We start from the raw sequence: 24392 nt of genomic DNA on the forward strand, positions 1-24392 counted from the left end.
GCACACACGGCCTCTGATCTGATTTAGCTCTATCGAATTACTGATAAACGACAGTGAACTGAGTTACGCCGTTCGCATCACCCACGGTGACTGAATCAGTCAGAGAGATATAACGCGCGCTGAAGTCCAGGTTGTTAGGACCGGTGCTTACCAGAGGGTATACGGAGGAGTCTTCGTACAGTGGAACAACTTTGTTCTGGCTGTCAGAGATCTGAATACCCACGCCAGTTGCCGTGCTGTCACCTGCGGTCAGTGCCAGAATGCTGTTATCACCGGAAACCTGGTTACCATCGAAACGTACGGTTGCGCCAGTTACGGTGTCCGGGCAGTCGGTCAGTACCAGAGTGAATTTCTTAGCCGCAGCCAGAGAGCCTGCAACTGGGAAAGCGGTACGAGCGATGTTGCCCAGGAAAACGTCCTGGTTCTGAGATGCGGTATCGATAGTACAAGCAGCATCAGTGATGGTGCCGGTGAAGTTAACGGCACCATCGGCAGCGAATGCAGAAGAAGCAACAGCAGAGGAAGCCATCAGAGCAATAGCAAGAAGAGTCTTTTTCACGAGTGTTATCCTATAAACAATGAAAGACGATATACCTGTTTTACGGCTATCGAATTAGTCATGACAAAACCATCTGTCATTCCTTTATTTAGTCCATGAGTTTCCGCCTCAATTAATAAATCGCCGAACGGGCTTACCCGATTCAGAAACGATTCATTTTGAACTAAAGTGACTCCTTTGGTTTTTTATGCTGAACAACGAATAAATAACAACATAAAAAACCAATATGCGTGACTGTAACGGGTTTTGATGGGCGTGTTTTTTAAGCGACAATAAAATTTGGTGTAACGAGTGGCAGGGATATAAGAAAAAACCGAGAGAGAAGGCGCGGCTGTCAAATACAGAATTCGTCCATAACGCATTGAAAATACGATATTAACAGCAAATTATTAGGCATTAATACATTGTGAGTTGACAGAAATTTACCGCTTGATTACAGTATGTTCCAATTTAGTTCAAAATGACTCCCTTGAAATAATTAATTACATCTCAACTACCAGACTTCTTTAAATCTATTAGCATTACTTGCCGTATAAATTACGGTATTCTGTATATTCCGATGACCTAAAAAATCCTGAATCAGTCGGGTATCTATTCCTCGGTCTGCCAGAGCGAATCCACAGCCATGTCTTAACATATGGGGATGTGCGTTAATTGTCAGATTGGCTGCCTGGCTGTAATTCCTGATCAACCAATAAATTCGTTGCCGGGATAATTTCGCGCCCCGATTAGAAAGAAATAGCCAGTCGGTATCTGCTCCACGATATTCTTTTCTCTTATTCATCCACAGCATTAATGATTTCCTTTCGCGTCTGTAAAGTGGATGAACGGTTGAAAAGCCATTTTTCAAACGATGTATATAGATATTGTTCCCCTCGATATCGATATCGGACAGGCGCCAACTGCTGATTTCACTGACCCTACAGCCATGGATGAAGCACATCCAGATCAGGCAGTAGTCCCGCTCCGCATGCTTACCGCGCAGCGTAGCCTCAAGCAGTTTCTCAACTTCGAACGGCGTCAGGTATTTGCGATTTTTCATAGTGCCTCTTCATGTTCATGGTGGTCCCAGATAAGCATTGATTTCGGTAGCACTCACCCAAAAATGCTATTCTGATATCGGAAATGTCCTCTCGAGAAAAAAGAGAGATGATGGTGCATTATCTAATAATAGCGTTAAATTTAGTCAGTGAGTTTATAAACCCTCCTTTTGATAAGGTATAATTATAATAATGTATTTATTCCCAATATACGTCTTAAAGGATAATACAGCAAATAAAAGGGAATGAAAGGCGGTCTTTGCGCCAGAAAAAATTAGAGATATGTATATAAAAAAAGCCATCGCGACAAATGGCTTTAAAGATTGCACATACTTCAACCTAACGATAACGCTTTATTCAGCAGTGCCCCAGGTGAAACAAACGCTATAATTGCCTAATTTCACGCTATTTTTTGCCAATTTCCCGGCATTTTATGGGGTGATATTCCATCATGAACGGCACTCTTATGAGGATTTTTCTGAGAATTAAAGTGGTTCCCCCTCAGAATATGCACAGCGTTTTTTTTGATAACGGAGGCGAATAGCGGCGAGCAGGGCTTTTTTACCTTCAGTCCCATCGACTGCGGCAGGTGAATGTGGGTAATAGCAGGGATAAAGGCAGGAACAACCTGAGGTATTGTCGGGAACAAAAAAAAACAGGACGTGTTAGGTCCTGTTTGAGCCTTGCAGAATGAACGCTATCGATCAGGCAGAGAGGCCGCCGTCCAGAATCAGGGTTTGCCCGGTCATATAGGTACTCTCATCGCTCAGAAGCCAGGCGGCGGCGGCGGCCACTTCGGTGACTTTACCAAAACGTTTCATTGGGATCGTTTTACGTAAATCTGCCCGTTTCTCTTTGGGGATAGTGTGCATAATGTCGGTATCAATGTAGCCCGGAAGCAGGCAGTTAACTCGCACGCCAAAACGTCCTAGCTCGATCGATAATGTTCTCGCCAGACCAATCATTGCCGCTTTACTGGCTCCGTAGGCGCTTTGCCCGCTATTACCTTTCACGCCAGTCACTGACGACATCAGCACTACCGAGCCTCCCCCCTGCATCATCATGGGTTCGAGCAGCAGATGGTTCCAGTAAAAAATGGCATTGAGGTTAGTGTCCATCACCTGACGCCAGTTCGCCGGACTTTGATGAATATGAAGCGCATCGAGAGTGATACCGGCATTGTGTACGACCCCAAAAGGGGAACCATAGCGCGCCAGCAGATCGGCGGCCAATCGGGTTACCGCCTGCTCATCACTTCCGTCGCACTGATAGCCTTCCACCATGCCTGGTAAACTCTCACATTCGCGCTCCACGTCATGCGCCGCATCGCTATCCTTGCACCAGGTGAAGATCACATTCCACTGCTTTGCCAGACGTAATACCGTTGCACGCCCTATTCCACGGCTCCCGCCGGTGACTAAGATCCATTGATTACGCATCGCTTAGTGACTTTTTTCGCTGAGATACTGGCACAGCTCACCCAGCGTCATGTCGACGTTATTGATGAAAACGTCAGCTTCAATCGTGACGCCAAACTCTTTTTTCGCCAGCACCATCAGTTCCACATAATCCAGGCTGTCGAGTTTAAGTCGATACAGAGGCATCTCAGGAGAGAGATCGTCCATCTCCAAATCTTTTGCATCACACAGCATTTCACAAACCTTGCTGTAAACGTCATCAAATTGAGCCATGATTTATTCCTTTAACGTAGTCAGTTAATAATGTTGTTATGTCTTATTCAGCCAGCGGGCCGGTTTTTAGCGTTGCCGACACTGATATCAGCGGATGATTGGCCCGCCATGCCTGAATGCCTGCAACCAGAACCAGTCCAGCCTCTTTTTCGCCCATGACCAGCGTCGGCAGGACGGAGTAATGTAAAGGTTCACAGGCTGAACCTTCGCTTGCAGGCTCGAGCAGCAGGGGCGAAAAACGAGTTTCGTGGTGGGTCTGTACCACCCGCACAAGCCTGAAAATGTCGCTCAGCCTCGCCGCCTCATGCCCGGCGATAATACGCTGTACGGTCTCAAGCGTTTCCGTGGCGTTTACCAGCTGGCGAAAAAGCACCGCGTCATAAAAGCTCCACTGCGGGGCTGTTTGAGGTTCAACGGTCTGGAATTGCTGAAACAGCGTTGATAATTCTTCCCTTCCCAGCGTGTTCGCTCGCGTGGCTGGGGCTAACACCAGGGCATGACTCTCACCGAGCTTGCTTCTCATACTGAGCGCCTGGGTCTGAGCATGGCGTAACGTGCCGGAGACCTGCTGCAGACCTTTAGGCTGTGATTCGCTTAACGCTATCTGATAGGGTTGTTCGCATAGCACGGGTTCACACAGCCGACAGTTGAAAAGCAGACCGGCTGAGGACAACGTCTGTTTTTCCAGCGCCTGGCTTAGGCCCAATTTCACCTCAAGCATCGCGCGCATGCCGTGCACGCAGACGTCCTCCATGCCAAGATGCTTCGCCTCAGCGGCATCAAAATGGATAGGATTGTAGTCACCGGAAAATGCGGCCCAGCGTTCGGCGTCGCGCAGCGTGTAGTACAGGGACATTATTGCCCCCGTCCGATAACCAATGCCGCATTTGCGCCGCCGAATCCGAAGCTCAAATTGAGCGTGAGTGAGAGCGCGGCGGGACGATGGATATTGGGGACATAATCCAGGTCGCATGCCGGATCGGGCGCATCAAGATGACAGGTAGCGGGCATAATCTGCTGCTGCAATGCCTGCAGGCAAATGATGGATTCAAAGCTGCCCGCTGCGGCAATCAGATGCCCGCTATAGGATTTGGTGCTCGAACATGGCGTGGCGTAGGCCGCCTCTGCGCCCAGCGCAATTTTAATGGCCTCGGTCTCATTGAGATCGTTTAGCGGAGTTGAAGTGCCGTGCGCATTAATGTAATCCAGATCGCTGGCCTCAACGCCGGCCTGGCTGAGGGCACGCCGGATGGTCTGCACCCGGGCAATTTTATCCTCGGCCGGAGCGGTAAAATCATAGGCATCAGAGTAATTCCCGTACCCGAGAATTTCGCCAAGGATCGTTGCGCCGCGCGCAATGGCTGACTCATACTCCTCCAGACATAAGACCGCAGCGCCTTCGCTGAGAACAAAACCGTTACGATGCTGGCTAAATGGACAGCACGCACGGGTCAGTTCCTCTTGCTCACTCGCCAGCGCACCAAGAACGTCAATATTCCACACCGCCGAATCCGAGCGCAGGGACTCACCCGCCCCTGCCAGCATCATATTTGCGTAGCCGTTACGGATCAGCTCAAATGCGTCCCCAATGGCGATGGTTCCGGTAGCGCAGGCGGCTACCGGCGTGTTCTGATATCCGCGTAGCCCCCAGAGAAGGCTGACGGCAGCGGTGGCGGCGTTAGGCATTGAGAAGAAACAGCCGAAGGGCGATCCCACCCCCGTACGCATGTAGTCTTCATAATGAATCTGGGTTTCATCCTGCCCCGCCCAGCCAGTGCCCATGATGACGCCGCAATCGCGCAGATCGTAATAGTGCTCGGGTTTTTCGTCGCCAAAGGCCATCTGCATCGCCTCCCTCGCAGAGGCCAACGTCAGGCGCGCAAAACGCGGCAGTCGACGACGGATCGCAGCGGGCACTCCCTTGAGCGAAGGTTCCTCATCGATCAGCCCGTAAAAGCGAGATTTGATCCCGGCGGCCGATTTGTCGCAATAGCGATACCCGGGCTTGTAGTCCATGATGGCCGCCCAGCTTTCAGCGGAATTCATCCCCAATGGGGTAACCGCGCCATAGCCGGTGACCACCACCCGGCGTGGCCTTTTCGAGGTCTGTAAAATATCCGTTTGCATGATTTATCCTTGTTGATTCACGGTGTCGTTTTCCCCACCCCCCAGCGCCAGCCAGAGTTTCATCGTGGAATACAGATAGTTGTATTGGGTTTTCACCAGCGCGTTTTCGCTATCCAGCAACGTGTTTTGCGCATCCAGCAGCGTTTGATACACCACGGCACCGTGGCGATACTGGCTTTCCACCAGCGTCAGTCGCTGCTGGCTTAACGCCAGATCGTCCAACTGACGCTGTTTTTCCTGCTGCCAGGTCAGGCGCTGCGACATTGCGTTATCGATATCCTGCAATGCGCTATAGGAGGCTTTCCTGAACTGGATCGCCGCGGTCTGTACATCCAGCTCGGACTGTTCGATGGTGAGGCGTACCTTGTTCCACTGGATGAACGGCAGATCCAGGGCTGAACCCAACGTTCTTGCCGGATTACTGAACCACTGTTGGAAAATGGCCGCCCCGGCATTGAGCGACGCATTCAGCGTCAGAGAGGGATAAAAGCTCAGGTGCGCAACATCCGAACCGGCCAGCGCAGCACGTAAATTAAGTTCTGCTGAATGAACATCTGGCCTTCTGGCAATAACCTCCAGCGGCAGGCGCTGGGCCACCGGCACGCTTTGATGAATATCCAGCCCATCTCGTTGTGCAGGGTACTGACCCGGTGGACGACTCAGTAAAATCGCGAGGGCATTACGGCTTTCATCACGCTGCTGAGAGAGATCCTGCAGGCTTACCTCCCGACTGAGAACGGTTTGCTGCGCCTGCAGGTAATCAAGCTGGCCGAGATCGCCGGCGCGCCAGCGAGAAGTCACCATCTTCAGCGTTTCCTGAGCAATGTGCAGGCTCCGCTGCATATTGGCGATTTGCTGGTTCAGGCTGGCTATCTGCCAGTAGAGTTGGGACGTTGTGCCAATCAGCGTCAGGGCGGTGGCCCGCAAATCTTGTTCCGATGCCTTGGCCAGCCAGTCGGACTGCTCACGCGTGCGCGCCAGCTTTCCCCACAGATCCAGCTCATACGAGGCCGACAGAGCATTGCTGTAACTCTCCGCGGGTGTCGTATTGCGTCGCAAATTCTGGGTATTACTTGCGCTGGCGCTGGCGGAAAAATCCGGCGTCACATTAAGATTTGAAATACCTGCTGCGAGTAGCGCCTGCTTAAGCTTGATGCCTGCCAGCGCCAAATCGTTATTAGATTGCAGGCTGGCAACAATAAGATTTGATAACGTCGGATCGCCGAAGTTGTCCCACCAGTGAGGGGTAAAATGCGCCACGCCTTCACCTGTATCCTGCACGCGCCAGGCATCGGGGACGGAAAGTAGCGGCCGTTGATATTCACTTTTCAGTGCCTGGCCACAGCCGACAAGCAGCATAGCCATCGCCGCCGTTACGGATAGCGTAAATGTATTCATTCTCGTGCCAGCGCCTCCGTCGGGTGCAAACGGGCAGCATTGCGTGCCGGGAAAAAGCCAAATCCCAGCCCGATCAGCGCGGAGAATCCGCAGGCCAGAAGGATCGGTGGCCAGGTAAAAATCATGGTGAATTCCTGGGTAATCTGAGAAAAGATCAGCCCCGCCACGCCTGAGCCGATAATGCCGATCAGACCACCAAGCGTACAAATAACCATCGCTTCGATCAGGAACTGCCGCATGATGTCTACCGGGCGGGCCCCCACCGAGAGACGAATGCCAATTTCATGCGTTCTTTCCGTCACGGAGACCAGCATGATGTTCATCACGCCAACGCCCCCGACCAGAAGAGAGATCCCCGCAATCGCGGTGATCAGCAGCGTCATCGACTCCGACGTTTTGCGGATCGTTTTCGTCAGCTGATCGTTGGTCATGGTAAAGAAGTCACGCTTGCCATGGGCAGAGTCGAGCAGTTGTTCAACCTGCTGCTGAGCGACTTCAATGGGGTAGCCGTCAGCAATACGGAGCGTAATTGACTGCAGCGGCGTATCACCTGACATACGTTCCAGCAGGGAGGTATAGGGGATCCATGCGGCGAGCTGCTCACCGATATACTTCGGCCCTTTTTTATCCGCCACGCCAATAATTCGGAATGGGACGCCGGACAGTTGGATGATGTCGCCCAGCGGATCCTTCCCCTCGCCAAACAGCGTGCTGCTGATGTTGGGATCAATGATCACCACCGGCTCACGATCGTCGAGATCGCGCGGCGTAAAACGGTTTCCGGCAATAAAATGCAGACCCTGCACGCGAAAGAACCCGTTGCTGACGCCCGACAGTGAAACCAGTACCTGTTTGCCTCCACGAATCGCTCTTACGGTCTTACTGACGACAGGTGAAAGGCTATCGATAAAAGGCTGCTTGCCGAGGAGCTCTACATCATCGAGGGTCAATGAGCGTTCGAAGTCCGGACGCGGCTGATCCCACCCCAGTCCGGGCTGGATCTCGATGGTGCTTGTACCAAGCTGGCTTATCTGGCTAAGAATATTTTGCCGCGCGCCCTCACCCACCGCCATGGAAGAGACGACTGAAGAGATGCCGATAATAATGCCGAGCATGGAGAGAAACGCCCGGATACGGTGGCCCAAAAGAGAGCGCCACGCCATACGCACAGCCTCTTTTATGCTCTGCCAGAGCGGCGTTCGCCCGGTGGTGGTAATGGTCGGTAACCCCTGAGATGTCACCTGCGGTATAGCCGGGTTGACGCGATCGGCGACAATCTGGCCATCATGGATTTCAACGATGCGCTGGCACTGCTCTGCAATGCTTCGGTCGTGGGTCACGATAATCAGCGTATGCCCGGACTGATGGAGACCATGCAAAATCGCCATCAGCTCCTTGCCGCTGGTGCTATCCAGCGCACCGGTAGGCTCATCGGCGAGGATCACAGGCGCGCCGTTCATCAGGGCGCGCGCGATACTGACGCGCTGCTGCTGACCACCCGAAAGCTGGGCAGGCCGGTAGTGCAGGCGGTTACCTAACCCTAAACGGTTCAGCAGAGACTCAGCCCGCGATTGACGTTCGTGAGCGGGCATATCCGTATATAGCGCCGGGATCGTGACGTTCTCAATGGCCGTCAGATAGGGCATCAGATGATAGCGTTGAAAAATAAACCCCAGATACTGGCTGCGAAGCTGGGCCAGTTGTTCACTGCTGGCCACCTGCGTAGACACGTCCATAATGCGCATTTCGCCTTCCGACGGCTTATCCAGGCAGCCAAGGATATTCATCAGCGTCGATTTTCCCGATCCCGATGCGCCAATAATGGCTAACATCTCGCCGGCATTAACGCGCAGGGAAATATCCTTCAATACGGTGACGGCCGCATTGCCTGAACCGAAACTACGAGAAATATGCGAAAGCTCGATAACCGGAAAGTTAGCCATTTGCGGTCCCTGCGGAAGGTTGCATCACCACGCGTTCGCCTTCATGAAGGCCATCGATCACTTCGATATACTGTCTGTCGTTAATCCCGACGCGAACGAGCCGCTGCTCCGGGATATCGCCCTTCATCACCTGGACATAGTAACTGTCTCCCCCCTGCGGCTGGCCGAGGGCCATCACCGGCAACCGCAGCACGTTTTTGGCCTGCTCGGTGACGATAAACACCTGTGCCGTCATTGAGGTACGGAGAAGATGCTCAGGGTTCGGCACGGTAAATACACCGTTGTAATACACAGCGGAAGGCTGTTGTGACTGCGCGCTCACGCTCTCATCCTGCAAAGCGTCGTTGGGGGCATCCTGAAGCGCGCCCATAACGCTGTGATAACGATGTTTAGGTTCGGCAACGACATAGAACGACAGCGGCTGGCCCGGATGAACTTTGAGAATGTCGGTTTCTGAAATTCGAGTTTGTACGGTCATGGTGTCGACATTTGCCAGCACCAGGATGGTCGGCGCCGTTTGTGACGAGACCACGGTTTGCCCCTCTTTGGTGACAATTCCCAACACCTGACCATCCACGGGCGCGACGATGCGCGTATATCCCAGGTTGGCTTTCGCGGTTTCCAGTGCCATCTGCGCTTGTACGATTTGCGCCTCGTTGACTTTGATCTGCGCCTTTTGGGTATCGACTTTGGCCTGCGACTGCTCCAGGTTGCTTTTCATTCCCGAACCGTCACGATCCATCTGCAGCTGTCGTTTAAGCTCGAGCTGATACTGCTTTAAGGTGAACTGTGAAGCCTGCTTCTGCGCGATTGCACTCTCCAGCTCGGCCTCTGATTTACGCAGTTCGCTCAGCTGCAGCGTGGGGTCAATTTCAGCCAGCAGCTGATCTTTACGCACCCGATCCCCGGCGCGGACATACAGCTTTTTTAGCTGCCCGTTAACCTGAGCCCCCACATTGACCTGGGCTGAAGGTTTGAGGATCCCGGTCGCCAGCACGGTTTTTTCGATGTCACCACGGTCGATGACGTGCGTGATTACCGGCGCGGCGGTGCCAGACATCATGTTATGTACTCCCCACCCTCCGGCTATCAGCAGGATGACCACCAGCACCGACAACGCAAGGAATGCCTTGCGGTTTCGGGTTGCCAGCATCGGGAACTGCTTCACTGAAAAGCTCACGCCAGCTCTCCCTGAGTCTCATTGGCAACGGAGACTTCGCGCAGGAACGTTTTGACTTGCCCATCTTTCAGCACGCAGACGCGGTCAAATAAAGGCAATGCCGTTTCGCTGTGCGTTACCGTGATAAGCGTTTTTCCATATTCACTGCAGTGGTCAATAAGGGTTTGCATCACCTGCAACGCGGTTTGTTCATCAAGGTTGGCTGTCGGCTCGTCCAGCACCATGACCGGGCAATCGCTATACATCGCACGTGCCAGCATCAGCCGCTGGCGCTGCCCAAGGGAGAGCGCGGGATGGCTTTCACGAATCAGCGCATTTTGTTTACCCGGTAGACGATCGATCGCCTCGGCGAGGTTCAGATCGCGTAAGGATTTATCAATACGCAACTGCTTCACGGCATCGTGGTGACGATCAAAAAGCGTGATGTTTTGCAGGACGCTGGTGTTGAACAGAATGTCTTCCTGGCTCTGCAGGAATAAAAGCTTATGCGCCTGACGCGTGCTCACCGGCTGTCCATCAGCCAGAATGTCGCCCACCTGAGGTTCAATTAGCCCGGAAATCGCTTTCAGAAGCGTACTTTTCCCTGCCCCTGACTCACCGATAATGGCCAGCGTTTCGCCACGGAAGACCTCCAGAGAAAGATCCTGAAGTACCGGTTTACCTGGCTCATAGGCAAACTGTACCCCACGGTAGCTGAGCTGATGAGTAAACTGTGCCAGAGGCGGTAGTTCAGTACCGTCCCCCTCTTTTTTAACCTGCGGGAACAGGTCAGCGGCACGCGTATCAATGACATGCAGCTGGTTCTTCTGAAGAATCGAGAAAAAGATTTGCGTGATGTAGGCGGTAAAAATCTGGCGTACAAAGCTATAGGCGAAGAACTCTCCTAACGAGATACGGTTATCTTTCAGCAGCGGTAAGGCCAGAAACATGAAAAAGACCATTTCAAGGCTGCCGATCAGCTGATAGAGACTGCTTTTCACCTGCTCATAAACTTTTTGTTTCTGTCTGAAATCAAAAAGGGATAACGCATAGCCGGCAAAATCCGTCTGACGCTGCCCCTTCAGGCCCGCCGATTTCAGCGTCGCGAAGCCCTGGATAGATTCCAGCAGAAAGTCGCTTTGCTCCGCACTTTTAACCTGAATTTGCTGCGTATAATAACGATCGCGGAAGATGGCCCATACGCTAACCAGCCCCATTAACGTCACGCCCACGGCAGATATTGCCGCAAGCAATGGGCTGATATAGCACATCACCGCTAATGCAATGACGCCAACCACCCAGTCGATTCGCAGGCCGTTATCCAGTTCGATTTTTTGAGCGGCCGCTATCTGCCAGTTGGAGAAGCGGCTGTAGATTTCACCCGGGCTGCGCTTTTCAAAAAAGGAGAGCGAGTTGCTTAACAGGCTGGCAAAGCCGCTCACGCTTTGCATCACCACAAATCGCTTGATAAAGCGCTCTGTTACGCTGCGTACAACAAAGGCCAACAGGGTCGACACGACAAACGCCAGCAGGTAATAAAAATACGGGAAAGTCTTTTCGCCTCCGGACGAGAATACGTTGTTGATGGCGGTGCTGACCATTATTGGCATGATAAACAGGGTCAGCGAGACCAGAAATGCCAGCAGCATCAGTCGGTAAATACCCGGAATGGCAGCAGTCTGCTTCAGGCTCATACATTCCAGCGCGCGGAAACGACGGGTGCGCTTTTGTTGATCCACTGACGGTGTGGCCCCGCCGCTCTCCTGGTCGAGTACCAGCGCATAGCCGCTGATTTCTGTTTTCAACGCGGCGACAGGAAGCAACTGCTCCCCAATGGCGGGGTTCATAACGCAAACATAGCTGCCCTGACGGTAGGCCAGCAGGACATAATGGCTTGCACCGTAGTGCAAAATGGCCGGTAAAGGGAGTTCGGAGATCTCGTTCAAATCGAACGCCACCGGATAGGCCGGGACGGCTAGCTCGCTCAGAATGTCGCACATCGTTGACAGCGCAGTGCCGTGAGAGGATGCAGGGAAACGCTCGCGCAGCTCTTCCAGAGGTGCATGAATACCCTGCGTTTCAGCCAGCATTGAAATACAGGCCAGCGCACATTCATTCGTCTCAGCCTGATAAACTATTTTTGGAATGACATTGTCCATAATTACACCTCAACACGCAGGTTCTTATTTTTCGTTACGCTGATTTTCTTTTTACACATTTTTAATCATTTATAAAAAACAGCGAGTGTGAATGCCATAGCATCCAGTCAGTCGAATAATCACGAATACTTTGTTCAATAATACGAGGCATTTCTGCCTTCAGACTTTTTGCGGTTACAGGGTTATGGATGTATATCTTTAATCCCTTATCAAAATAGAGATGATAAAACACCACCTGCGCCGACATCATTCTGGCCAATCGGATAATCCCGCTATGTAAAGAAGCCGGCCGATTAAACAAGTTGCAATGTAATTTCTCAACCTTATCTTTAGTGGCAAAGTGGGTGAAGTCGGGAGTGATATCTGGGAACAAAATAATATTGCGCTTGTTTTCTGCCGCCTCCATCACCGATTTCATTAAATTACCGGCAATATTTTTATTATCTTCATGAATTGAACAATAAGTAAGATCTACGCCTCCCAGCTGTCGCTCGGCTTCGGAATGGGCGTCCGCACTGCGCGAGGTGATCACCGTTGCTTTTCCAGGGTACGCCGCTGCCCCCACCATCGTAGTCAAAACATCCGAAACCATATGCAGTGGAGCAAGGATCACCGGCTGCCCTGCCCGCTGAAGCGGCTCGACAACGCTATTAAGCTGTGCCGAACAGGCTGCCAACTCTCGCAATAGCCGGCGGTTTTGTCCGTAGGTCACAGCCTGAATCAGCAGCTGCCTTCTCTGAGTCAGCCAGACATAATCAAATTTCTTTTTATCATCGAGTAAGCATTGGCGGTTAGACTCTGCAACCGCTGCACGCAGCTTCACATTGCGTGGTACTAGTTTTAAAAATCGCCTGATATGTGCAAACCCAAACACAATACGGTAATGCAAGCGCCGGAATAATAAACAATGTGCCCTGTAGCCAATCAGCTGAAGTTTATATACCAGCCACTGGCACCTGGCAGTGAAATTTCGCCAAAACAGCGCGCACCACAGGGCATAAAATTTCATACTTACTCCGGTGCTTTACCTGTTTTCAAAATTGAGAGCAATTTTTCAGAAAATGATGGGAAATCACGGTCCTGAATAGCAACCCATTTTTTAGCAACAATAAAGGTCGGGGTAGCATTGATATCATAATATTGAGAAACACGAGTCATATAATCCAGACGTTTTTTTACTTCCGCGGACTGGCTAATTTTACGGTATTCAGCGACATCAATTTTATTGTCTTCCAGCCATGCGTCACGCTTTGCCGGGTCGCCTAAATCAATTTTATGCTTCATAACGGCATCATAAGCGCTCTGCCGATACGCTTCTTCAATGCCCATTACCTGAAGGGTTGCGAAGACGGGTGCATAGCGCGCCAGACCGCCCTGGTTGTCCAGACTGAAATGAAGGCGCACCAGCTTTTTCCCGGCAGGCATACTTTTTTCCAGCGCCTCGACATTCTTTTCGTTTATCTCGCAATAATGGCAACCGTACGAGAAGATCTCAATAATGTCTTGCCCATCAGCTATTGGGCTTTGGGTCAGTTTTTCAGCTGAAATTGACGTCAGCACCTGCTGCCCATCATCACTGCTTTGGTTTAAGACAAAAGTATGGAACCAGGCTGTGGTAATCACCGCTGAAACAACCGCAACAAAAACGGTATATGCCAGCACGTAGAGAATTCTTTTTTTCATGTGAGGCGTTCAATCCTGAATGTTATAATACGATGGCTGCGTTACAGAATATTTTCACGTGGGCGTTGTATTAATAAAACAACGCCCATAAGAATAAATCGTTGAGACATTACTCTTATTAAATGCGACTAAAAGAGTTCTTAGCCTACGTTACCGCAGTTGATGATTGCTGCAGCCGTGAAGGTTTTAGTCACAACGCCATTTTTGTCAGTACAGGTTTTCACTGCATTACAAACAGTAGCATCGCCAACCAGATTCAGTTCGAAGCTGTTGACACAAGTAGTGGTACCGCCAACAACTGCGCTTGCTTCAGACATATTGATTTTTTTCATCTGTGATTTCCTTATTTAAATATTAAAGTATGTAGTATGAGCTATTATCGTTTGGCATATATAGATACATGCCTGCAGAGATAACCTGTATCGTTATCATTTCTGCATCCCATAATGACAATTCTGAAGTATTGTATTTCAGGACCTCATTATCGGATAGGGCGCATAGTAGTAGCGTTTTTTGGAATAGGCAATATGCTGAAAGATCTGATGACGGGCAAAAATAAACAGCATCACTCTCATTGCCGCAGGATATTTCTTACATTAACTACAGCCTTTATCCGACAATAAAAAAGTTCCCTTACCTTATTAAAGATCTTCCCTTCCAATCAGGCAGGATGTTTCTTAGGAAGAAACAGGGTTTAGAGGATCTTTAGGCTGAAATTTTTTTAAACTTTTTTTACGGAACAGAAAAGTGCTGAGACTGGTTCAGTGCAGGAGAGAGTGAAGAGAGATCGCAGGCATGCTCTGACTTCGCTGAAGAAGCCAGGACTTAATGATTTTGTATGAAATCAGGAAAACGAAAAGGGCCACGTTATAAATAACGTGGCCCTGAATAGTGGCGGAACGGACGGGACTCGAACCCGCGACCCCCTGCGTGACAGGCAGGTATTCTAACCGACTGAACTACCGCTCCACTGTTCCCGTTTGGGGAACGAGGCGAATATTACGGTCTGCCTCCCAACTCGTCAACGCTTTTTCTTAGCTTTTGAATCGTTTGCTGCAAAAATCACCCAAACGGCGATTTTACACGCATTCTGCCGCGCGGTTATGCACGCCACATACAGCTTCCGCCCTTCTTCTGCACGAGATCGAGGCGAGATTCATGGTTAAGCAGCTCTTCATCGCTGGCTAAAACAACCCGCAACCGGCTCGCCTGACGCACAACGCGCTGAATGCCCGCTTCACCCTGCGTCTGCTGGGAATCATTTTCCGTACTGAACTTCATCGACGTCTGGCCGCCGGTCATCGTCAGATAAACATCCGCCAGAATCTGGGCATCGAGCAATGCGCCGTGCAGCGTACGCTTGGTGTTGTCTATCTCATAGCGCGAGCAGAGCGCATCGAGGCTGTTACGCTTGCCGGGGAACATCTTCCTCGCCAGCGCCAGGCTATCGGTCACTTTACAGAAGGTGTTGGTCTTCGGAATATCGCGGTTCAGCTTGCTGAATTCATAATCCATAAAGCCGATATCGAACGATGCGTTATGAATGACGAGCTCAGCCCCTTTGATGTACTCGAGGAATTCGTCCGCGACATCGGCAAAGGTGGGTTTATCCAGCAAAAACTCATCGGCAATCCCGTGAACACCGAACGCTTCCGGGTCCACCAGCCGGTCGGGCTTGAGGTAAACGTGGAAATTGTTCCCCGTCAGACGACGGTTCACCACCTCAACGGCACCGATCTCGATGATCTTGTGCCCTTCGTAGTGCGCGCCGATCTGGTTCATACCGGTGGTTTCGGTATCAAGAACAATCTGGCGAGTAATTGCAGTGCTCATAGCGGTCATTTATGTCAGACTTATCGTTTTACTGAACGTTTCGAATACAGGAAGTCTACCAGAGATGCGTAAACAGGTAGAAATTTTCACCGATGGATCTTGTCTCGGCAACCCGGGGCCAGGCGGCTATGGCGCAATCATGCGCTACCGCGAGCACGAAAAAACCTTTAGCGAAGGCTATTTCCTGACGACAAACAACCGCATGGAGCTGATGGCGGCCATCGTCGCGCTGGAAGCCTTAAAGGAACACTGCGACGTTGTACTGAGTACCGATAGCCAGTACGTACGCCAGGGCATCACCCAGTGGATACACAACTGGAAAAAACGCGGCTGGAAAACGGCAGATAAAAAGCCGGTTAAAAACGTTGATCTCTGGAAGCGTCTGGATGCGGCACTAGGCCAGCACCAAATCAAATGGGAATGGGTCAAGGGCCATGCGGGCCATCCGGAAAACGAACGCTGCGACGAGCTGGCGCGTGCGGCTGCGTCCAATCCGGCCCATGAGGACACAGGCTACCAGCCTGAATCCTGATCAGGGTTTTCTGTACTGCCGCGTGGCGCCAACGGTCTGACGAATCTGCGTTTTCGATTTACTCTGCTTCATTGGGTTGAGCGTAAGCGGAATTGTTCGCTTACGCGCCACAATAAACTGCATACAGCCCAGGGCCGGTAAATGCGTGCTCAACACGACCCCGCCCTTCCGCGCCCAGGGCAGCACCTGAAAGCCACCGTAGCTGAGCACTTCGAAGTTTAGCAGCGAAAGCCAGTCCAGCTGACGCATCATGGTAAACATGCGGCTGTTATAGGGCGGCGTGCGGCGTAACACCGGCACCAGCTTACGCATCCCCATTAAGCTCAGCGGATTGAAGCCGCTCAGTATCAGCCAGCCGTCATCAATCAGGACGCGATCGGCTTCGCGTAACAGGCGATGGGGATCGCTACACCAGGGTAAGGTATGCGCAAGCAGGCAGGCATCAACGGATTTCTCCGCAAACGGCAAATGCAGCGGGTCCGCTTTGACCTGAACGGGCGATCCATCGAGAGAAACATTAACCTGATGAGAGATAGCGCAGCTTTCGGTATTGATTTCCGCGCTGAGATTGCCAATCTTAAGCAGGTGAAAACCATACATTTTTGCGAGCCAGGGCTTAAGCTGTAGTTCTAATGCCTCGCGATAGTATTCACCCCAGGGCAATTCTGCCCAACGTTCCGGTGCTGCGACAGTCTGAGGTATCCTTGCCGGTTTCATCAACACATCCGCCACGCTGTAAGAGGTAATGTATGAATCTTATCAGTATTCCTGCCTTTGAGGACAATTACATCTGGGTTTTAGTTGACGACGATCGCCGCTGTATCATCGTCGATCCGGGCGAATCCGCGCCGGTTTTGCAGGCTATAAAGGAAAATCGCTGGCAGCCTGAAGCGATACTCCTCACCCATCACCATCACGATCATGTTGGCGGCGTGCCTGACCTGCTCGCACAGTTTCCGCATCTGGCGGTTTACGGACCGGCCGAGACACAGGATAAGGGGACGACGCAAGTAGTCGAAGAGGGCGAAAATGTCCTCATACGGGGATACGAATTTTCCGTATTTGCCACACCAGGTCACACTTCCGGACATATTTGTTACTACAGCAAACCTTATCTTTTTTGCGGTGACACGCTGTTTTCTGGCGGCTGCGGAAGGCTTTTTGAAGGTACTCCAGCTCAAATGTATCAATCTTTACAGAAAATTAACGCACTACCCGACGATACGCTCATATGTTGCGCGCATGAGTATACATTAGGGAATATGAAGTTTGCTGCGAGCATTTTACCTGACGATCGCGCCATTCAGGATTATTACCTGAAAGTGAAGGAGTTACGTGCAAAAAACCAAAATACACTCCCCGTAACTCTTAAAAATGAGCGTAAAATAAATGTATTTCTAAGAACCAATGATATTGATTTAATTAACAAAATTAACCAAGAAACAAATTTGCAACAACCAGACGCGCGATTTGCATGGTTAAGGTCAAAGAAAGATAACTTCAGATAATTGCGGGTTGCCTTTTCAAAATTTCGCCGTTATCATCGCTCGTCTTTTAAGCAACTATTGACACACACATGAAGGCAAAAGCGATATTACTCGCCTCTGTCCTGCTTGTAGGTTGCCAGTCGCAAAACGGCAGCAACGTACAACAGCACGCACAGAGCCTTTCTGCAGCTGGTCAAGGGGAAGCAGGGAAGTTTACAAGTCAGGCGCGATGGTTGGACGATGGGACATCTTTCGCGCAGGAACAAGACTTGTGGGCCTCTATTGGCGACGAGCTAAAGATGGGAATTCCGGAAAACACCCGGATTCGCGAACAGAAACAGAAGTATTTGAGAAATAAGAGCTATCTCCACGATGTAACGTTACGGGCAGAGCCGTATATGTACTGGATAGCCGGGCAAGTTAAGAAACGTAACATGCCTATGGAGCTGGTACTCCTACCCATAGTGGAGAGCGCTTTTGACCCACACGCAACGTCTGGCGCCAATGCCGCAGGCATTTGGCAGATCATTCCGAGCACAGGGCGCAATTATGGTTTGAAACAGACCCGCAGCTACGATGCGCGTCGTGATGTTGTCGCTTCAACGACAGCCGCTCTCGACATGATGCAACGTCTGAACAAGATGTTTGACGGTGACTGGTTGTTAACGATCGCTGCGTATAATAGCGGTGAAGGTCGTGTAATGAAGGCAATGAAAGCGAACAAAGCGCGTGGAAAATCCACCGATTTCTGGTCACTGTCACTGCCTCAGGAAACGAAGATTTACGTACCGAAGATGCTGGCATTGAGTGATATTCTCAAGAACAGCAAGCGTTACGGTGTACAACTGCCAACACCAGACGAAAGTCGTGCACTGGCGCGCGTTCGCCTCAGCAGCCCGGTTGATATTCAACAGGTTGCCGATATGACGGGCATGTCGGTAAGTAAACTGAAAACCTTTAATGCAGGCGTTAAAGGCTCAACCCTGGGAGCAACTGGCCCGCGGTATGTGATGGTTCCGCAGAAACATGCAGAGCAATTACGTGAGTCTTTGGCTTCGGGTGAAATTGCTGCCGTTCAGTCAACGCTGATCGCAGATACTTCGCCGGTAAGCAGCCGCAGTTATAAGGTCCGTTCAGGTGATACGCTCTCGGGCATTGCTTCACGTTTAGGCGTGAATGCGAAAGAGCTACAGCAGTGGAATAATCTGCGCAGTTCTGGTCTGAAGGTGGGTCAAACACTGACGGTGGGTGCGGGTAGCAGCGCACAGCGACTGGCCAAAAACAGCGATAGCATTACCTATCGCGTGCGTAAGGGTGATTCTCTGTCCAGTATTGCCAAACGTCACGGCGTGAACATCAAAGATGTCATGCGCTGGAATGATGGTACTGACAATCTGCAGCCAGGCGACCAGCTCACGCTGTTTGTTAAAAACAGCGCTACGCCAGATTCCTGATTACACGATCTCTGATAAAAAGGCACCGATTCCCCCGGTGCCTTTTTTGTTTTAGCCTGCTTTTTGTGCTTCAACCATGATGGTATCGCTGGTAAACGAACCGTCATCCTGCAATTCAAAGTAAGCCTTCACTTCCCCTGATGCGCTGTCCTGATACATTCGAATAGCCTGGCTTAACGCTTCTGGCGTACGCATACGCGCGATCCATGAGCTGAACTCCAGCGGTAAGCGATCGGTTATCAATGAGCGTGAAATTAAACCTGCCTCGGTAATCAATGATAACCACTGCCCGCTGGAGTAATTTTGCACGTGGGATGTATCGCGCAGGGCTTCAACCGTTTGCAGCCAGATATCCCGAACCGGATGACCCGGCGACATCACGTCCATAATAATGCAGACCCCGCCCGGCTTAAGCACGCGTTTGACTTCACGCAGCGCCTGCCCGACATCATGCCAGTGGTGTGCGGAGTAGCGGCTAATGACAACGTCAAATGACGCATCCTCGAAGGGTAACGATTCTGCATAACCCTGGCGCGTAGCGACGTTGTTTAACCCTTTGGCTTTTGCAGCCTCCGCCACTACCTCCAGCATCTGGCTGGAGAGATCGTACGCGGTGACGTGGGCTACCTGCAGTGCGGCAGTAAAGCTGGCGTGCCCTGCTCCGCAGCCTAAATCCAGCACCTGTGCCTCCGGGAAGGCCGCCAGGCGCTCACCGAGCCTTATGAGATCGCGGCCAGAAGCATGCACGGCGCTGCTGAGATACGCACTGGCCTGTGAGCCAAACTGTTTTTCTACGTTGTCATGATGGGAGTGTGTTGTTGTTGTCATTTTGCTGTCCTTGTATTGATGAAAAATAAAGGGCAGCACCTGCACAGGCCTGCCCCACGGCAGACCTGACACACCATTACTTATCAGGTTTGCCGGGACTGAATTCTACTAGTAGTGGATTGTGATCGGAGGCGCGCGTCACCAGAACGGAGGCATCGTGCACGCTCAAACCACGATAGAAGACGAAATCGAGAGGGCGACCAAAGGCTTTCTTGCGCTGGTCATCGCTAAAACGGACTTCACGCAGCGACATTTCGCGCGCAAAGCGGTACAGCGCATTCATACGCGGGCGACTCCAGGCATTGAAGTCACCGGCCATAATGATAGGCCCGCTGTGATGCGCAATCTGATCGCCAATGGGAAGTAACTGCTTACTATACACATCCACGCCGAGGCTGAAGTTCACCGCGTGGATATTTACGACCATCAGCATTCGAGTATCCGGCAAAGGATAGACTGTTACCAGCGCCGACTTGGCAAGGCGCAGGATAGGCTCGCGCTCTCGCAGCGGGCAGCAGTAGACCGGATGCGCGGCTGACAGAGTCATCACCCCTGAGGGATGCTGCGGTAAGACGAACGCAGGCACCTGATCGGCGGCAAGATAGTTAGTCGTTGCAAACCTGACCAGCTCCGGCGTCGTTTGCGCCTCCTGCAGCAGAACCAGATGGGCATCTTTGCCAAAATTCTTGAGCACGGATAACCACTCCGCGCGCTGTTGTTTAAAGATGTTCCACACCAGCACCCGAATTTTTTCATCGCTGCTTAGCGGTGTACCGGCGGGCAATGCCTGGCTGATGCTCGCAAATGATCCCGGAGGCATAATTCTCTCCGCGGGCATTCCAGCAACATAACGCATGGCATAGGTATTCTTTCGCACTTTTGGAAACAACCTCTATAACGTGAACCAGCCCGGAAAACGGACTGGTTCTAATGTTATAGGGACTTTAGGTCATACTTTCAACGCTATTTCTCAGAAAGCGCTTTCCAGTTTTGTAAGCAAGCGCTTACTGATAATTATCCCAGCGCTACTCGGGCCGGTTTATCAAGGCGCCCGCTGACCCCAATCAGCAGGAAAGCGACGAGAACAATCACTGCCCCAATCCACGGCGTTTGCGTCAGGCCAAAATGTTCTACCGTCTGACCACCGATGACGGAACCGAGGGCGATACCGATGTTAAACGCGGCGATGTTCAGACCAGAGGCTACGTCCACTGCGTTTGGCGTATAAAGTTCAGCTTTTTGCACAACATACACCTGCAGCCCGGGTACATTACCAAAGGCGAAGATCCCCATCACCAGCACCGTGACCAGCGCAGCGTATTGCATCGACGCGGTGAACTGGAACACCATGAGCAGAACAACCAGCGCGGCAAAAATGAATTTTAAAGCCGGCACTGCGCCGTGCTTATCAGCCAGCTTGCCGCCCCAGATATTGCCTACCGCCACGGAGATGCCGTAGCCCAACAAAATCCAGCTCACTGCACTCGGGGAAAAGCCCGCGAGATCCTGCATCATTGGCGCCAGGAAGGTGAAAGCAGTGAACACACCTCCGTAGCCTAGCGCTGTGACGGCGTAGATAAGCAGCAAACGTGGATGAGTGAGGACTTTCAGCTGATCGCTCAGGCTGGCGCTCGCACGGCCTGGAATGTTTGAAGGCACCAACAGCACGCTGCCCACCAGAGCGATAACGCCCAGCAACGACACGGCCAGGAAGGTTTCGCGCCAGCCGAAGTGTTGGCCTATAAACGTCCCTAACGGCACGCCGGTAACCAGCGCAACGGTCAGCCCACCGAACATAAGTGCAATGGCCGATGCTGCTTTCTCTTTAGGCACCAGACTGGTCGCTATAGTAGAACCGATCGAGAAAAACACGCCGTGTGCAAGGCCGGTAAGCAGGCGGGCGATCACCAGCGTGGCGTAGTCCGGTGCCTGCCAGGCCAGAATATTGCCCGCGGTGAAAAGCGCCATCAGAGCAACCAGAAGCTGCTTACGCGGGAATCGTCCGGTCAGCGCCGTCAGTACAGGCGCGCCGACAGCCACGCCCAGGGCGTAGATAGAAACCAGCAAACCGGCAGAAGGCAGGGAAATAGCAAGTTGGTTAGCGATGGTAGGAACCAGTCCAACGATAACAAATTCGGTCGTGCCAATTGCAAAGGCACTGATCGTCAGGGCAAGTAGCGCCAGTGGCATAAAATACTCCGTCTCTTCAGTATTAAGATGACAAGAAGTATGCGGCAGTGCTTAAATAACAAAAATGGTCAAAATATCAATTGAATTTTGCAGGTGGTGCAACAATGAAAGCAACGTCGGAAGAGCTGACTATCTTTGTCGCCGTCGTCGAAAGCGGCAGCTTTAGCCGCGCAGCAGAACAGCTGGGGCAGGCTAATTCGGCCGTTAGCCGCTCGGTGAAAAAGCTGGAGATGAAGCTTGGGGTTAGCCTGCTTAACCGCACGACGCGCCAGCTGAGCCTGACGGAGGAAGGAGAGCGCTATTTTAGACGCGTGCAGTCTGTTCTGCAGGAGATGGCTGCTGCCGAAACGGAGATTATGGAGACACGGAGCACGCCGCGCGGGCTGTTGCGCATCGATGCTGCAACGCCTGTTGTACTGCACTTTCTGATGCCGCTAATAAAACCCTTCCGCGAACGCTATCCGGAGATGACGTTATCTTTAGTCTCCTCCGAAACGTTTATCAACCTCATCGAACGTAAGGTCGATGTCGCGATCCGGGCAGGAACCCTAACGGACTCAAGCTTGCGCGCCCGCCCCCTCTTTGCCAGCTATCGTAAAATTATTGCATCACCACAGTATATTTCTGAGCATGGAAGTCCCGAGACGGTGGAAGAATTGAAGCAGCATATGTGCCTTGGCTTCACGGAGCCTGTCTTACTGAATACCTGGCCCGTTGCCTGCCATGACGGGCAGCTTCATGAAATCACGTGTGGCATATCATCAAACAGCGGGGAAACGCTAAAGCAGCTTTGCCTCACCGGGAATGGTATTGCCTGCCTGTCGGATTACATGATCGATAAGGAGATCGCGCGCGGTGAGCTTGTGGAGCTGATGGCCGATAAGCGCCTGCCGGTTGAGATGCCTTTTAGTGCGGTCTATTACAGTGACAGAGCGGTAAGTACACGTATACGCGCTTTTATCGACTTTCTGAGCGAGCATATAAAAACAGCTCCCGAAGGAGCTGTATGAGGGTTTAAGGCACAAAGGGTGGGTGAAGATTAATCCCAGTCTGGCGCTAACCCTTCCGGGCTCACCAGACGATCGTTGCAATCCAGTGCAGCGATCGCTTTTTTGTCTGCTTCGTCCAGCTTGAGATCCAACGCAAGCAGGTTGCTTGCCAGATTTTCACGCTTGGTTGATGAAGGGATCACAGCGTAACCTTCACCGATCGCCCAGGCCAGGATCACCTGCGCAGCAGTGGCGTTATGTTTCTCTGCAATGCGTGCAATAACGTCATCTTTCAATGCCTTACCGTAAGCCAGCGTCATGTAAGAGGTAATGTGGATACCGTGCTGTTTTGCCCAGTCCACCACCTTGCGGTTTTGCAGGTATGGGGACAACTCGATCTGGTTGGTCGCTATGTTTTCTGCACCAACAGAAGCAATCGCTCTTTCCATCAGAGGGATCGTGAAGTTGGAAATACCAATTTCTCGTATTAAACCCTCTTTCTTCGCTTCCAGAAGCGCCTGCATGAACTCTTCTACTGAAACAACATCGTTTGGCGACGGCCAGTGGATCAACGTCAGATCAACGTAATCGGTACGCAGCTTTTTGAGGCTCTCTTTCAGACTTGGGATGAGCTTGTCTTTGCTGAGATTCTCAATCCAGATTTTAGTGGTGATAAAAAGTTCGCTACGCGGCACGCCGCTCTCTTCGATAGCCTGGCCAACAGCAGCTTCGTTTTCATAGATTTGCGCTGTATCAACGGCACGATAGCCCAGTTCCAGTGCGGTTTTTACAGATGCAATTACAACGTCGTCTTTCAGGCGGAAAGTACCCAGACCAAATACAGGGATCGTCATATTATTCCTCGTTAATCATTATGTTCGTAAACTGAGGAAGATTATCGCGGGTACGGTTATGAAGAAAAAGGGCCTAAAAAGCAGAGGATTTTTGCTAATTTAGCAACAATTGTATCGCAGGCAAGAAAAAAGCCCTGAGCGTTAGCTCAGGGCTTTTAATAAGTGGCGGAACGGACGGGACTCGAACCCGCGACCCCCTGCGTGACAGGCAGGTATTCTAACCGACTGAACTACCGCTCCACCGAAGACTTCTGTAACCACCGGATTAATGCACCGGCTTACTACTTAATTTGATGCCTGGCAGTTCCCTACTCTCACATGGGGAGACCCCACACTACCATCGGCGCTACGGCGTTTCACTTCTGAGTTCGGCATGGGGTCAGGTGGGACCACCGCGCTAAAGCCGCCAGGCAAATTCTGTTAAATCTGTATCAGGCTGAAATTGATTGTCTGTCTCTCGTCGCCG

Annotated in this window: 23 protein-coding genes, 2 tRNA genes and 1 rRNA gene; 4 read left to right on the forward strand and 22 right to left on the reverse strand. The window is 51.6% G+C overall.

Annotated features, from left to right (window positions below):
* Positions 1–37: 37 nt before the first annotated feature.
* The 15 genes from D5067_RS18380 to dnaQ all read right to left on the reverse strand — a co-directional run bounded on the left by D5067_RS18380 (position 38) and on the right by dnaQ (position 15592).
* Entirely contained in the window at positions 38–559 is a 522-nt protein-coding gene (locus D5067_RS18380) for a fimbrial protein (protein WP_119935410.1), read from the reverse strand.
* A 493-nt stretch (positions 560–1052) separates the two neighbouring features.
* Positions 1053–1601 (reverse strand): tyrosine-type DNA invertase, encoded by a 549-nt coding sequence (locus D5067_RS18385; RefSeq protein WP_119935411.1) that lies wholly within the window; start codon positions 1599–1601, stop codon positions 1053–1055.
* A gap of 702 nt (positions 1602–2303) precedes the next feature.
* Positions 2304–3038: an SDR family NAD(P)-dependent oxidoreductase gene (locus D5067_RS18390; protein ID WP_119935412.1), complete on the reverse strand. Its 735-nt coding sequence runs from the start codon at positions 3036–3038 to the stop codon at positions 2304–2306.
* 3 nt (positions 3039–3041) lie between these two features.
* The gene (locus D5067_RS18395) at positions 3042–3290 is read right to left on the reverse strand and encodes an acyl carrier protein (RefSeq protein ID WP_119935413.1); all 249 of its coding nucleotides are present in this window, start codon (positions 3288–3290) and stop codon (positions 3042–3044) included.
* 43 nt (positions 3291–3333) lie between these two features.
* Entirely contained in the window at positions 3334–4146 is an 813-nt protein-coding gene (locus D5067_RS18400) for a MaoC/PaaZ C-terminal domain-containing protein (RefSeq protein ID WP_160117935.1), read from the reverse strand.
* A complete protein-coding gene (locus D5067_RS18405; protein ID WP_119935415.1) occupies positions 4146–5417 on the reverse strand; it encodes a beta-ketoacyl-[acyl-carrier-protein] synthase family protein in 1272 nt (423 codons plus the stop codon). The genes D5067_RS18400 and D5067_RS18405 overlap by 1 nt, the downstream gene beginning before the upstream one ends.
* Positions 5418–5420: 3 nt before the next feature.
* Positions 5421–6815, reverse strand: coding sequence for an efflux transporter outer membrane subunit (locus D5067_RS18410; RefSeq protein WP_119935416.1), 1395 nt, complete (start codon positions 6813–6815; stop codon positions 5421–5423).
* Positions 6812–8758, reverse strand: a complete 1947-nt coding sequence (locus D5067_RS18415; protein WP_119935417.1) for an ABC transporter permease — start codon at positions 8756–8758, stop codon at positions 6812–6814. Before D5067_RS18415 ends, D5067_RS18410 begins: the two co-directional genes overlap by 4 nt.
* Positions 8751–9911, reverse strand: a complete 1161-nt coding sequence (locus tag D5067_RS18420; RefSeq protein WP_119935478.1) for an efflux RND transporter periplasmic adaptor subunit — start codon at positions 9909–9911, stop codon at positions 8751–8753. The genes D5067_RS18415 and D5067_RS18420 overlap by 8 nt, the downstream gene beginning before the upstream one ends.
* Positions 9912–9934: 23 nt before the next feature.
* On the reverse strand, positions 9935–12076 hold the full coding sequence (locus D5067_RS18425; protein WP_119935418.1) for a peptidase domain-containing ABC transporter: 2142 nt from the start codon (positions 12074–12076) through the stop codon (positions 9935–9937).
* Positions 12077–12137: 61 nt separating this feature from the next.
* Complete coding sequence (locus D5067_RS18430) at positions 12138–13085, reverse strand: lysophospholipid acyltransferase family protein (protein WP_119935419.1); 948 nt, start codon at positions 13083–13085, stop codon at positions 12138–12140.
* Positions 13086–13087: 2 nt separating this feature from the next.
* Positions 13088–13759, reverse strand: coding sequence for a DsbA family protein (locus D5067_RS18435; RefSeq protein ID WP_119935420.1), 672 nt, complete (start codon positions 13757–13759; stop codon positions 13088–13090).
* Between the two features lie 140 nt (positions 13760–13899).
* Entirely contained in the window at positions 13900–14091 is a 192-nt protein-coding gene (locus D5067_RS18440; RefSeq protein WP_119935421.1) for a DUF4762 family protein, read from the reverse strand.
* A gap of 560 nt (positions 14092–14651) precedes the next feature.
* Positions 14652–14728 (reverse strand) — tRNA-Asp (locus tag D5067_RS18445).
* Positions 14729–14860: 132 nt separating this feature from the next.
* Positions 14861–15592 (reverse strand): DNA polymerase III subunit epsilon, encoded by a 732-nt coding sequence (gene dnaQ / locus D5067_RS18450; RefSeq protein ID WP_199746126.1) that lies wholly within the window; start codon positions 15590–15592, stop codon positions 14861–14863.
* Between the two features lie 64 nt (positions 15593–15656).
* Between dnaQ and rnhA the strand changes: the two genes are divergently transcribed.
* Positions 15657–16124: a ribonuclease HI gene (rnhA, locus tag D5067_RS18455; protein WP_119935423.1), complete on the forward strand. Its 468-nt coding sequence runs from the start codon at positions 15657–15659 to the stop codon at positions 16122–16124.
* On the opposite strand, the gene D5067_RS18460 is transcribed toward rnhA, so the two are convergent.
* A complete protein-coding gene (locus tag D5067_RS18460) occupies positions 16125–16841 on the reverse strand; it encodes a class I SAM-dependent methyltransferase (protein WP_119935424.1) in 717 nt (238 codons plus the stop codon).
* Positions 16842–16873: 32 nt separating this feature from the next.
* Between D5067_RS18460 and gloB the strand changes: the two genes are divergently transcribed.
* Together gloB and mltD are read left to right on the forward strand one after the other, a co-directional pair.
* Positions 16874–17632 carry a hydroxyacylglutathione hydrolase gene (gloB, locus tag D5067_RS18465; RefSeq protein ID WP_119935425.1) on the forward strand — a complete coding sequence of 253 codons (759 nt, stop codon included), beginning with the start codon at positions 16874–16876 and terminating at the stop codon, positions 17630–17632.
* A 68-nt stretch (positions 17633–17700) separates the two neighbouring features.
* Entirely contained in the window at positions 17701–19065 is a 1365-nt protein-coding gene (gene mltD, locus D5067_RS18470; RefSeq protein WP_119935426.1) for a murein transglycosylase D, read from the forward strand.
* Positions 19066–19116: 51 nt separating this feature from the next.
* Here the strand turns inward: mltD and D5067_RS18475 are convergent, their stop codons facing one another.
* The 3 genes from D5067_RS18475 to D5067_RS18485 all read right to left on the reverse strand — a co-directional run bounded on the left by D5067_RS18475 (position 19117) and on the right by D5067_RS18485 (position 22083).
* Positions 19117–19893: a class I SAM-dependent methyltransferase gene (locus tag D5067_RS18475; RefSeq protein ID WP_119935427.1), complete on the reverse strand. Its 777-nt coding sequence runs from the start codon at positions 19891–19893 to the stop codon at positions 19117–19119.
* A 76-nt stretch (positions 19894–19969) separates the two neighbouring features.
* Complete coding sequence (locus tag D5067_RS18480; RefSeq protein ID WP_119935428.1) at positions 19970–20770, reverse strand: endonuclease/exonuclease/phosphatase family protein; 801 nt, start codon at positions 20768–20770, stop codon at positions 19970–19972.
* A 137-nt stretch (positions 20771–20907) separates the two neighbouring features.
* Positions 20908–22083 (reverse strand): MFS transporter, encoded by a 1176-nt coding sequence (locus tag D5067_RS18485; RefSeq protein WP_119935429.1) that lies wholly within the window; start codon positions 22081–22083, stop codon positions 20908–20910.
* Positions 22084–22187: 104 nt separating this feature from the next.
* On the opposite strand from D5067_RS18485, the gene yafC reads away from it, so the two are divergent.
* The gene (yafC, locus tag D5067_RS18490) at positions 22188–23093 is read left to right on the forward strand and encodes a DNA-binding transcriptional regulator YafC (RefSeq protein WP_119935430.1); all 906 of its coding nucleotides are present in this window, start codon (positions 22188–22190) and stop codon (positions 23091–23093) included.
* Positions 23094–23122: 29 nt separating this feature from the next.
* Here the strand turns inward: yafC and dkgB are convergent, their stop codons facing one another.
* The 3 genes from dkgB to rrf all read right to left on the reverse strand — a co-directional run bounded on the left by dkgB (position 23123) and on the right by rrf (position 24337).
* A complete protein-coding gene (gene dkgB / locus D5067_RS18495) occupies positions 23123–23926 on the reverse strand; it encodes a 2,5-didehydrogluconate reductase DkgB (RefSeq protein WP_119935431.1) in 804 nt (267 codons plus the stop codon).
* A 163-nt stretch (positions 23927–24089) separates the two neighbouring features.
* Positions 24090–24166 (reverse strand) — tRNA-Asp (locus tag D5067_RS18500).
* Between the two features lie 55 nt (positions 24167–24221).
* Positions 24222–24337, reverse strand: a 5S ribosomal RNA gene (gene rrf, locus D5067_RS18505).
* Positions 24338–24392: the final 55 nt, after the last annotated feature.

Origin of the sequence: Enterobacter huaxiensis (assembly GCF_003594935.2) — a bacterium.
Taxonomy (GTDB): domain Bacteria; phylum Pseudomonadota; class Gammaproteobacteria; order Enterobacterales; family Enterobacteriaceae; genus Enterobacter; species Enterobacter huaxiensis.

What these genes read in the sequence shown, in the direction of transcription:
- D5067_RS18390 (WP_119935412.1), bottom strand. Translation starts at nt 3,038, where the DNA reads ATGCGTAATCAATGGATCTTAGTCACCGGCGGGAGCCGTGGAATAGGG.
- D5067_RS18440 (WP_119935421.1), bottom strand. Translation starts at nt 14,091, where the DNA reads ATGAAAAAAATCAATATGTCTGAAGCAAGCGCAGTTGTTGGCGGTACC.
- D5067_RS18405 (WP_119935415.1), bottom strand. Translation starts at nt 5,417, where the DNA reads ATGCAAACGGATATTTTACAGACCTCGAAAAGGCCACGCCGGGTGGTG.
- rnhA (WP_119935423.1), top strand. Translation starts at nt 15,657, where the DNA reads ATGCGTAAACAGGTAGAAATTTTCACCGATGGATCTTGTCTCGGCAAC.
- D5067_RS18430 (WP_119935419.1), bottom strand. Translation starts at nt 13,085, where the DNA reads ATGAAATTTTATGCCCTGTGGTGCGCGCTGTTTTGGCGAAATTTCACT.
- D5067_RS18385 (WP_119935411.1), bottom strand. Translation starts at nt 1,601, where the DNA reads ATGAAAAATCGCAAATACCTGACGCCGTTCGAAGTTGAGAAACTGCTT.
- D5067_RS18395 (WP_119935413.1), bottom strand. Translation starts at nt 3,290, where the DNA reads ATGGCTCAATTTGATGACGTTTACAGCAAGGTTTGTGAAATGCTGTGT.
- gloB (WP_119935425.1), top strand. Translation starts at nt 16,874, where the DNA reads ATGAATCTTATCAGTATTCCTGCCTTTGAGGACAATTACATCTGGGTT.
- yafC (WP_119935430.1), top strand. Translation starts at nt 22,188, where the DNA reads ATGAAAGCAACGTCGGAAGAGCTGACTATCTTTGTCGCCGTCGTCGAA.
- D5067_RS18435 (WP_119935420.1), bottom strand. Translation starts at nt 13,759, where the DNA reads ATGAAAAAAAGAATTCTCTACGTGCTGGCATATACCGTTTTTGTTGCG.
- D5067_RS18475 (WP_119935427.1), bottom strand. Translation starts at nt 19,893, where the DNA reads ATGACAACAACAACACACTCCCATCATGACAACGTAGAAAAACAGTTT.
- D5067_RS18460 (WP_119935424.1), bottom strand. Translation starts at nt 16,841, where the DNA reads ATGAAACCGGCAAGGATACCTCAGACTGTCGCAGCACCGGAACGTTGG.
- D5067_RS18420 (WP_119935478.1), bottom strand. Translation starts at nt 9,911, where the DNA reads ATGCTGGCAACCCGAAACCGCAAGGCATTCCTTGCGTTGTCGGTGCTG.
- D5067_RS18425 (WP_119935418.1), bottom strand. Translation starts at nt 12,076, where the DNA reads ATGGACAATGTCATTCCAAAAATAGTTTATCAGGCTGAGACGAATGAA.
- mltD (WP_119935426.1), top strand. Translation starts at nt 17,701, where the DNA reads ATGAAGGCAAAAGCGATATTACTCGCCTCTGTCCTGCTTGTAGGTTGC.
- D5067_RS18400 (WP_160117935.1), bottom strand. Translation starts at nt 4,146, where the DNA reads ATGTCCCTGTACTACACGCTGCGCGACGCCGAACGCTGGGCCGCATTT.
- D5067_RS18415 (WP_119935417.1), bottom strand. Translation starts at nt 8,758, where the DNA reads ATGGCTAACTTTCCGGTTATCGAGCTTTCGCATATTTCTCGTAGTTTC.
- dnaQ (WP_199746126.1), bottom strand. Translation starts at nt 15,592, where the DNA reads ATGAGCACTGCAATTACTCGCCAGATTGTTCTTGATACCGAAACCACC.
- dkgB (WP_119935431.1), bottom strand. Translation starts at nt 23,926, where the DNA reads ATGACGATCCCTGTATTTGGTCTGGGTACTTTCCGCCTGAAAGACGAC.
- D5067_RS18485 (WP_119935429.1), bottom strand. Translation starts at nt 22,083, where the DNA reads ATGCCACTGGCGCTACTTGCCCTGACGATCAGTGCCTTTGCAATTGGC.
- D5067_RS18410 (WP_119935416.1), bottom strand. Translation starts at nt 6,815, where the DNA reads ATGAATACATTTACGCTATCCGTAACGGCGGCGATGGCTATGCTGCTT.